7 protein-coding genes are annotated in these 9151 nt (G+C 69.7%); 1 reads left to right on the top strand and 6 read right to left on the bottom strand.

Annotation, left to right across the window (positions count from 1 at the left end; translation table 11 throughout):
• Window positions 1–4 precede the first annotated feature (4 nt).
• The 6 genes from HK401_RS08375 to HK401_RS08350 form a co-directional block, all read right to left on the bottom strand.
• A complete protein-coding gene (locus HK401_RS08375; protein ID WP_181274201.1) occupies window positions 5–1822 on the bottom strand; it encodes an ABC transporter ATP-binding protein in 1818 nt (605 codons plus the stop codon).
• A complete protein-coding gene (locus HK401_RS08370; RefSeq protein WP_181274200.1) occupies window positions 1819–4413 on the bottom strand; it encodes an ABC transporter ATP-binding protein/permease in 2595 nt (864 codons plus the stop codon). Before HK401_RS08370 ends, HK401_RS08375 begins: the two co-directional genes overlap by 4 nt.
• The gene (locus HK401_RS08365; protein ID WP_219921808.1) at window positions 4413–5147 is read right to left on the bottom strand and encodes a TetR/AcrR family transcriptional regulator; all 735 of its coding nucleotides are present in this window, start codon (window positions 5145–5147) and stop codon (window positions 4413–4415) included. The genes HK401_RS08370 and HK401_RS08365 overlap by 1 nt, the downstream gene beginning before the upstream one ends.
• A 123-nt stretch (window positions 5148–5270) precedes the next feature.
• Window positions 5271–6569: an RNA polymerase sigma factor gene (locus HK401_RS08360; protein WP_309135935.1), complete on the bottom strand. Its 1299-nt coding sequence runs from the start codon at window positions 6567–6569 to the stop codon at window positions 5271–5273.
• Complete coding sequence (locus HK401_RS08355; protein WP_181274199.1) at window positions 6566–6946, bottom strand: YciI family protein; 381 nt, start codon at window positions 6944–6946, stop codon at window positions 6566–6568. The genes HK401_RS08360 and HK401_RS08355 overlap by 4 nt, the downstream gene beginning before the upstream one ends.
• A 91-nt stretch (window positions 6947–7037) precedes the next feature.
• Window positions 7038–7628: a TetR/AcrR family transcriptional regulator gene (locus tag HK401_RS08350; protein ID WP_181274198.1), complete on the bottom strand. Its 591-nt coding sequence runs from the start codon at window positions 7626–7628 to the stop codon at window positions 7038–7040.
• 198 nt (window positions 7629–7826) lie between these two features.
• Between HK401_RS08350 and HK401_RS08345 the strand changes: the two genes are divergently transcribed.
• On the top strand, window positions 7827–9131 hold the full coding sequence (locus tag HK401_RS08345; protein ID WP_181274197.1) for an MFS transporter: 1305 nt from the start codon (window positions 7827–7829) through the stop codon (window positions 9129–9131).
• The last annotated feature ends 20 nt before the right edge of the window (window positions 9132–9151 follow it).

Below are 9151 nucleotides of genomic sequence, written 5' to 3'. Positions count from 1 at the left end.
ACACCTACTGACGAGTACGTCCCAGCGTCTGGCTTGTACGTCCCAGCGTCCATCCGGCCGCGGCATCCTGATCGTGCCAGAAGCGGGCGAAGCGGCCCCCGGCGGTCAGCAGCTCATCGACGGTGCCGTCCTCGACGACCCGACCGTCGTCGAGGAAGATCACCCGGTCGGCGGTGCGGATGCTGCCGAGGCGGTGGGCGATGACGATCCGGGTCCGCGGGGTCGGATCGGCGGTGAGTGCCGCGACGATCGCCGCTTCGTTCTCTGTGTCCAGCGCACTCGTGGCTTCGTCGACGAGGAGGATCGGCGCCGGTTTGAGCAGCGCCCGGGCGATCGAGACCCGCTGGCGCTCGCCCCCGGACAGGGCGGTGCCTCCCTCACCGACCTCGGCGTCCCAGCCGCCGGGGATCCGGTCGAGGAGTTCGTCGAGGCGGGCGAGCCGGGCCACCTCGTCGATGCGCTGCTCGGTCGCGTCCGGATGTCCGGTGAGCACATTGTCTCGCAGCGACCCGTCGAAGAGGTACGGGTGCTGGAAGACGACCCCGGCCAGCGCATGCCGGGCGGTCACATCGAGATCGGCGAGGTCGACGCCGTCGACGAGCACGCGCCCGGTGCTGGGTTCCTGCAGTCCGGCGATGAGCGAGAGGATCGTCGACTTCCCCGATCCCGAGGGGCCGACGATCGCCGTCGTCGTCCCGGGTGCGAACTCGAGGTCGAGGCCGGCCACGACCTCGGGAGAGTCGGGAGCGTACCGGAAGGCCACCTCGGCGAGGGTGATCCCCGGCGCCGAGGCGGCCGATCCCTGCGTTTGGGACCGATCCCGGGCAGGGGAGGTTTCCGTGGGGGTGACGGCTCCAACGATCGAGCCCGCCCCGACGGTGGGGGCGTCGAGGACGGTGCGGATGTTGCGCAGGACCCCGGTCGTCGACTCGATCGCGGCGGACAGGCCGGCGAGCGAGGTGAACGGCTCGAGGTAGCGGATGATGACGACGATGAGCGCGATCGCCTCGGGCACGGAGACCGTCCCGGTCACCGTGAGATACGCGGTGGTGCCGGCGAGGACGAGGAGCGCGAGCTGGGAGGCGAGGCCGAAGAGGACCTGGCCGGGGATCTGGAGGAGGAGCACGCGGATGGCTGCCCCGTGCTGGCGGCTCAGTGCGGTGCCGACGAGGCTGCGCTCGGTCTCCGTGCGACGGGAGGCGCGCAGGGCCTGCTGGGTGCGGGCGAATTCGACGACGCGTTCGGTCAGGGCGGAGTTCGTCTCCGCCGCCACACGGTCGGCGCGGCGGCCGATCCGTGCCCCGCCGACGAACGCGGCGAGCAGGATCGGGACCCCGATGAGCGCGGCGAGCGCGAGCGGACCGGAGATCGGGATGAGCGCGATCGCGATCGCGATGGGCAGAAGGACGCCCGAGAGCAGCGGGGTGAGCAGGTAGACGACGATGCCGACGAGGTCGGGCCCGGTCGCCGCGATCGCCTGCCGGGCCGTAGCCGTGTTCGCGGGCGTGAACCAGCTCAGGCGGATCCGGGAGAGGCGGTCGGTGACCGCGTGCTGGGTGGAGTCGAGGAGGGCGAAGCCGAGATCCATGCCGATGCGTGAGATCACCGCGTCGATCGCCCAGCCGGCAGCCGTGGCGGCGGCGAGGAGTCCGAGCCACGGCCAGGCGTCCGCCGGGTTCGGACCGAAGAGGGCGCCGATGAGGGGGACGAGGGCGACCGTGCCGAGCGCACGAAGGATGACGCTGATAAGAGTGAGGGTGAGGTGGAGGTACATCCCACGGTGCCGCTCGGCCGGCAGGATCGCGAAGAACGTGCGGATCATCGGGCGGCTCCTTGGGTGCGCGGGGCGGTCGCCGAGGTGGGTGCCGGGGTGGTTTCGCGGGCGTCCCAGAGCTTGCGGTAGCGGCCGTCTGCGGCGATGAGATCGGTGTGCGTGCCGGACTCGGCGACTCTTCCGTGGTCGAGGACGACGATGCGATCGACGTCGGTGATCGTGTGCAGCCGGTGCGCGATGACGAGGACGGTGCGCCCGACCGCGAGCCTGCCGAGCGCCTGCTGGACGAGGTGCTCGGACTCGGGATCAGCGAACGCTGTGGCCTCGTCGAGGACGAGGACGGGAGTGTCGGCGAGGATGGCCCGGGCGATCGCGAGCCGCTGGCGCTCGCCCCCGGACAGGGCCGCTTCGGCGCCGATGACGGTGTCATAGCCATCCGGCAGACGCAGGATCCGATCGTGGATCTGTGCCTGCCGGGCCGCGGCGATGATCGCGTCCTCGCTGGCCTCGGGCACGGCGAGGGCGATGTTCTCGGCCACGGTGCCGTGGACGAGCTGGATGTCCTGGAAGACGAAGCCGACACGTGTGTAGAGCTCGTCGCCGGGCAGAGTCCGGAGGTCACGGCCGCCGATGCGCACGGCGCCCTCGGTGACGTCGTGGAACCGGGCGAGCAGTGCGGCGAGTGTGGACTTGCCCGAGCCCGAGGGGCCGACGAGGGCGGTGACCGTTCCGGGTTCGAGGCGCAGCGAGACGCCGTCGATGACGGGCACGCCGACGCGGTAGGCGAAGCCGACATCGTCGAACTCGACGAGGCCGGGGGCAGGGGAGGCCTCCCGCGCCGAGGCGGGTGTGTCCTTCTCGTGCGGGTGCACCACCTCCAGCTCCTCCTCGTCGAGGGTGTTCTGGATCCGGCGGGCGGCGAGCAGCCCGGTGCTCAGCCCGGACAGGCCATAGCCGATGCCGAGCAGCCTCGCGCCGAAGGTCGTGCCGAGGAACAGGAAGGGCAGCAGGTCGATCGGGTCGATGGAACCGGACACCGTCAGCCAGGTGCCGAGGGCTGCGATGATGAGCAGGTAGGTCGCCGGACGGTTGACGAGGTCCATGACCGTCTTGAACGTGGTGAAGGGCCGCTGCCAGTCGGTGAGGAAGCGGACGTACTCGTCGAGCCGGGAGCGGAAGCGTGAGGCCGCGGCCCCGCCGAAGACACGGATGACGGGCTGACCGGCGAGGTAGCTGCCGGCCTCGACGTTCATCTGCTCGGCCCAGGTCAGCGCCTGCTTCGGCTTCGTCCCGGATTGGATGAGCATGATGTACATCGTCACGACGTAGACGAGGACGGGCACGAGGAGCGCGAGCGCGATCCGCCAGTCGACGATGAAGAGGTAGACGAGGACCGCGACCGGAGCGACGACGGCCTGCACAGCGTCGGACACGGCATGCGTGACGAGGTAGTGCAGGGCCAGCGTGTCGTCCTGGACGAGCTGTTTGATCCGGCCCGACCCGCGATCGACGAACCAGCCGAGCGGCAGCCTGGCCATCGTCGTGAGCAGACGCCGGCGCAGGTCGCGTTCGAACCGGGCGTCGACGAGGTGGAGCCAGAACAGCAGCGCCGCCGAGAGCACGACACCGGAGCCCATGAGTACGACCGCCCAGATCCCCGTCGCCCACAGGGTCGCGGAGCCCGCGCCGGTGAGCAGCTGCCGGGAGAGTTCGACGAGGAGGACGTAGGGGGCGAGTTCGACGAGGGTGACGATCGCCTGGAGGATCCCCGCGATCCACAGGGTGGCCTTGAGCGGGGCGATGAGCCGCCCTCCCGCGTTCGCCCGCCACGATCCCTTGGGTGCGGCCGGGGTCTGCTCGGCCGCCTCGGCGGGGGTGTCGTCCTTCTTCTCTCCGCGCATCTTGCCGAAGGCGCGGCCTTCGTACCAGTACGCGCGGGCGGTGATCTCGGACTTCGGGAAGCCGAAGTCGTCTTTGAGCCTGGCGCGGATGGCCTTGAGCGATCCGGACTCGGGGGCGGTCCAGACCCGCCAATCCGACCAGTCGCGGGACTCGATGTCCGCGGCCAGGGAGGATTCGCCTCGGCGGGGGACCCAGCGCACGGCGGCGCGGGGATGGTCGGCCAGCGGGATGAGCCGGTCGGTGGCCTCGTGCTCTTCGAGGTAGACCTCGACGGGCACCTCGGCGGGGACCGCCTCGAGGATGGAGTTGATCGCCGGGATCGACGCGGAGTCGCCGATGAGGAGGTAGCCGGCGGGCAGCTCATCGGGCACAGTGAACACGGTCGAACCCATCGAGGCGACCTCGACCCGGTCGCCCGCGCTGACGGATTCCGCCCACGCCGAGGCGGGACCCGCGGGTTCGTGCAGGACGAAGTCGACGGCGAAGGTGCCGGCGTCAGGGTCTGCCTCGGTGATCGTGTACCCGCGCTGATGTTCGAAGTCGGGGTCGGCGGGGTCGGGGAACCAGAAGCGCAGCCACGCGGTGGGTCCGAGCTCGGCGTCGGTGAAGACCGTCGGCGAGGTCATGCGCACGCGAATGAACTTCGGCGCGAGGCGTTCGACCTCGATGACTTCCGCCTCGTGGTCGCGCAGACCGAAGGCGGACATGATCGCGCCGTTGAAACCGCGTTTGGCCATCAGTGGTCCTCAGCTGTCGTGGTTGGGGATGCTGTTGCGAGGGAGGGAGCGCTCGCCGCTATGACGGCCGAGTCGAGCTCGGCGATCACCTCGGCGACGTCTCGACCGGGTGGGAGGAGGTCGACGATGCTGCGGACGGTGACGGCAAGCATGAGTCGGGAGTAATGGGATGTCTCCAGCTGCGGCAGACGATGGTGGGCCTCCCACAGGCGTTCGTCGGCGCGCATGCCGTCGATCGCCTCTTCGCGCTCGGCGTCCCAGCCGGCTGACCTGGCGCGTTGGGCGTCCTCGGCGGCGGCGTGGCCGATCGCCTGGGTGGCGACGGAGCTGGAGAGGACGATCGCGGCGTCGATGGAGTAGCCGCGCCTCTCCAGAGCGGCGGTCTCTGCCGACAGGAGTGCGCGTCCGCCTTCGCCGCGAGGGAAGAGGGTCTGGACGTAGGTGACGAGTCCGGGGTGGGCGACGACGAAGTCGTAGAGGGCGATGCCGAAGGCCAGCAGCTGGGCGGGGACGTCGTGATCGGGGTCGTCGGGGAGGACGAGGTCGGCGAGCAGACTCTCACCGACGGCGCGTTCGAGCCCCCACCGGTTCTCGACATGGCGGTACAGGGCCGTGGAGCTCACGCCGAGGCGTGACGCGACAGCACCGAGGCTGAGTTCGCGCAGCCCGATGTCACGACCGGCGGCGATGATGTCATCAAGCTCGATCTGCCGCGGTCTGCCGCCGATGCGCATGGGTCCTCCTGCCAGTCGTGAGCATCAAAGTTGATGCCAGTAACTAAGGGTAGGCTAAGCGCAGTGATTCGGCAATAGGACGTCCATGAATGGTCAAAGTTGCCTTCGGGCGGGGCGCTCGCCTCAGCGCAGTCGTGCCTCGAGATACGCCCGCTCGGCGGGGTCGGTCGTGAGCTCAAGAGCACGCCGGTACGCCTCGGCAGCGTCGCACGTCCGACCGAGGCGGTCGAGCAGATGTGCCCGCAGCACCCAGGCCGGCTGGAATGCGGTGACGCGTTTGTCGCCCCTGTCGTCGAGGCCGTCCCCGCTGCCGGTGCCGAGGCTCAGCGCATCGAGGGCGGCGAGGCCCGCTTCGGGACCGTCCACCTCGGCGAGGACGGCCGCCCGGGAGACCGATCCGCCAATGCTCGGCGCAAGCGATTCGAGGTCGTCGTGGAGGCGCAGCAGCATCGGCCAGTCCGTCATCCCGGTCCTCACCCCGGCCATGTGGAGGAGCTGAATTGCGGCTTCGAGGCCGAAGCGGCCGACATGCCCGCAGCGGTAGACCTCCTTGAGGTGATGTTCGCCGGATTCGGTCAGCGACCGGTCCCACAGCGCCGGATCCTGCTCGGTCAGGGGCACGAATTCTCCGGCCCCACCTCGGCGAGCGGGGAAGCGTGCGGCCGAGAGGTGGATGAGCGCGGCGAGCCCGTGCGATTCGCCGTCGCCGGGGCACAGGCGGGCGAGCAGTCCGGCGAGGTAGACGGCCTCGCCGACCATCCCAGCGCGCGGGGTGGGCGCCGCATGCGCCCATTCGATCGCGAAGGCCCCGTAGATGGCCTCCTTCACTTCCGGCAGGCGGGATTCGAGGTCGAGGCGATCGGGATCGCCGAAGCCCACGCCGAGCGCTGCGACCCGTTTCTTCGCCCTGGTCAGACGTGCCGAAACGGTGGCGGCCGGCAGTGCCATCGCCGAGGCGATCGCCTTCGCGGTCATCCCCATCACCGCCGAGAGCATGAGCAGCGGCCGCGCCGGCGGATCGATGTCCGGATGTGCGCATACGGCAAGGAGTTCGAGACGACGGTCGGGCAGGGCATCGGGGTCGTGATCGGCGGGATCAACGCCGAGGCGGCCCCCGTCGTCGTCGCCCCGGGCGCCGGCGTGGTCGAGGTGGTCGAGGACCTCGTCGTCGAGCGCGGTCGACGTCCGTGTCGCCGCCGACTTCCACACGTCTCGGCGGGCATTGAGCGCCACCCGGTAGAGCCAGCCCTCGGGATTGCCGGGCGGACCCTCGGCCCGCCACGCGGTGACGGCACGTTCGAGCGCGGTGGCCAGCGCATCCTCGGCGCCGGAGATGTCGCCGTCCGCCGCCGCGATGAGGGCGATGATCCGGCCCCAGCCATCCCGGGACAGGATCATCGCCCGATCGGCAGGGTCGGTCACGGACGGGTCCACCGGCCGTCGACGAATGAGGTGGCCGCGGGGCGGACCTCGATGGTCCCGTAGCTCGTGCCGGGGAACTTCTCGGCCCAGGCCAGGGCGGCCTCCTTGTCGGCGACGTCGATGACGACGACCCCGGCCAGGGCCTCCTTCGCAGCGGCGAAGGGACCGTCCTCGATGACGACCTCTCCGGTCTTGCGGGTCACGGTCGTCGCGGTCTCGGCCGGGGTGAGCATCTCCCAGGCGATGAGGACTCCCGCCGAGGTCAGCGTCTGGCCGAAGTCGTCCATGAGGCGCATCATCTCCTGGATGTTCTCCTCGGTCGGGGCCGGGCCGTCGGCGCCGGGTTCGGGGGCGTGGAAGATCAGTGAGTAGCGCATGGCTGTGCTCCAATCGGTCTGCGGCGGCCGGATTTCGGTCGCTCACAGGGAAGACGATCGAATCCTCGTCGATTCGACACCGTGGCACAGATTATTCCCGATGGGCGCCGCGCGGGGTGGAATTCTCGGTATCGATCCGGGTGAGTGCGGCGACGGCCGCGCGGACGAGGTCGCGGTCGGGCGGATGGCCGTCGAGGTGGCAATGAATGGTCCAGCCTTCGATGAGCGCATCGACGGCGCGGGCGGCATCGAGCGAGAAGTGCTCGGTCAGGGCATCCTCGCTGATGCCCATCCAGTCGGCTGCGAGCCTCGCCGAGTCCGGGGAGTTCCGGTCATAGGAATAGAGCTCGAAGATCCCCGCCATCTCCCGCACAGAGGCGAAGGTGTCCCCGCAGATGATCTCGACGACAGCCTCGCATGCTTCGGCGGGTGTGGTCGCAGCCGCCAGTCCCTGCCGGTAGCGGTCGGAGAGTCGGGTGACGAGCAGAGTGAACGCCTCGGTGACGACCTCGTCGATGCCGCCGAAGTGGTAGGTCATCGACCCGAGCGGAACGCCGGCGCGGGCGGCGACCGCGCGATGGGAGACCCGTGCTGTGCCGTCGTCGAGGATGAGTTCGAGGGCAGCGTCGATGATCCGCTGGCGCCGGTCGGGATCGTTGGGTATCCCGCTGCGTGCACTCATCGGCTTCTCCTTCTCTCGTCTACTGGCACTCGTGACCTGGTAGCCATGCATTCGTGGCCGAGCTCTCGTTCCCGGGCTCTGGCGCTTCCGACACCACAGAGTGTACATTTGTACACGTTCGTGGAGTGTGTACGAACGTACCAGTGCTTTAGTTGCCGTGCGTGACCGTCCCCGACTGCCCACGAAGGAGATGATTCGATGCGCAGGTCAGAACCCCTTGACGATGCCGCCCACGCGGGAGCGCATCGATCGCGACGGACGGCGGAGTCTCGATGGTCGGCCGCCTCGAGTCCGCTCGGCGCTCGCCGCCTCGCACTCCTCGCTCTCTTCTTCCTCCCCGGCATCACGATCTCCTCGTGGGTGACCCGGACGCCGTCGATCCGCGACGCCCTCGGCGCCTCGACCGCCGAGATGGGCCTCGTCCTCTTCGGCCTCTCCATCGGATCGATGATCGGCATCCTCGGGTCCGGTCCGCTCGTGAGCCGGTGGGGAGCTCGACCCGTCATCCTCTCCGGCACGATCGGGATCATTGCGAGCATGCCGATCGTCGGCCTCGGCGCCGCTGCAGCCCAGCCCTTCGTCGTGGCTGCGGGGCTCGTCGTCTTCGGGCTCGGCATGGGCACGGGCGAGGTCGCCATGAACGTCGAGGGCGCCGAACTCGAGAAGCACCTCGACCGGCCGTTCCTGCCGCTGCTCCACGGCTTCTTCAGCCTCGGCACGGTCATCGGCGGGATGCTCGGCATCCTCGCCACGGCCGCCGAGTTCTCCGTGCTCGTCCATCTGCTGGCGGTCGGCATTTTCGGCGCGATCGTGCTCATTCCCGCCATGCGCCACGTCCCCGCCGGGACAGGACGGGTTCCCCGTGAGAGACAGACCATCCCCGCCGAGGCGGCCGTGCAGTCACCGTCGACCCCGGTATGGCGCGATTCCCGGCTCATCGCCATCGGGGTCATCGTCCTCGGGATGGCGCTGGCCGAAGGCACGGCGAATGACTGGCTGCCCTTGGTCATGGTCGACGGGCACGGCTTCGCGGCAGCGCTCGGCTCGAGCATCTATGCGATCTTTGCGGCCGCGATGACGCTCGGCCGGTTCATCGGCGGTCCGATCGTCGCCCGGTTCGGCCGACCGGCCGTGCTCGCGATCAGTGCGGCATTCGGGCTGGTGGGCATCGGCCTCGTCTCACTCGTCGACTCGCAGATCGTCGCGGCGATCGCCGTGCTGCTGTGGGGGCTCGGAACCTCGCTCGGCTTCCCCGTGGCACTGTCCGAGGCCGGGGATTCGGGCCCGAACCCGGCGGCCCGAGTGGCCACGGTCTCGACGATCGGCTACCTCGCCTTCCTCGTCGGCCCACCTTCCCTCGGATTCGTCGGCGAGCACTGGGGCCTGCGCATGGCCCTGCTCATCCCGATGGCCGTGATCATCCCCGTCCTCATCATCGCCCCGCTGCTGCGCCGAGCCGGACGAGGTGGAAGAGACCACAGGCAGGGCGGAACGCAGAACTGACCCGCGCAGCCCTCACACTC

It is taken from the genome of Brevibacterium oceani, from assembly GCF_013623835.1.
GTDB classification, from domain to species: Bacteria; Actinomycetota; Actinomycetes; order Actinomycetales; family Brevibacteriaceae; genus Brevibacterium; species Brevibacterium oceani.
This window is presented reverse-complemented; position numbering and strand designations above follow the sequence as displayed.

Excerpts from the sequence above, each read along its gene's own strand:
- HK401_RS08375 (WP_181274201.1), bottom strand. The coding sequence starts at position 1,822 with ATGATCCGCACGTTCTTCGCGATCCTGCCGGCCGAGCGGCACCGTGGG.
- HK401_RS08355 (WP_181274199.1), bottom strand. The coding sequence starts at position 6,946 with ATGCGCTACTCACTGATCTTCCACGCCCCCGAACCCGGCGCCGACGGC.
- HK401_RS08350 (WP_181274198.1), bottom strand. The coding sequence starts at position 7,628 with ATGAGTGCACGCAGCGGGATACCCAACGATCCCGACCGGCGCCAGCGG.
- HK401_RS08370 (WP_181274200.1), bottom strand. The coding sequence starts at position 4,413 with ATGGCCAAACGCGGTTTCAACGGCGCGATCATGTCCGCCTTCGGTCTG.
- HK401_RS08365 (WP_219921808.1), bottom strand. The coding sequence starts at position 5,147 with ATGCGCATCGGCGGCAGACCGCGGCAGATCGAGCTTGATGACATCATC.
- HK401_RS08345 (WP_181274197.1), top strand. The coding sequence starts at position 7,827 with ATGCGCAGGTCAGAACCCCTTGACGATGCCGCCCACGCGGGAGCGCAT.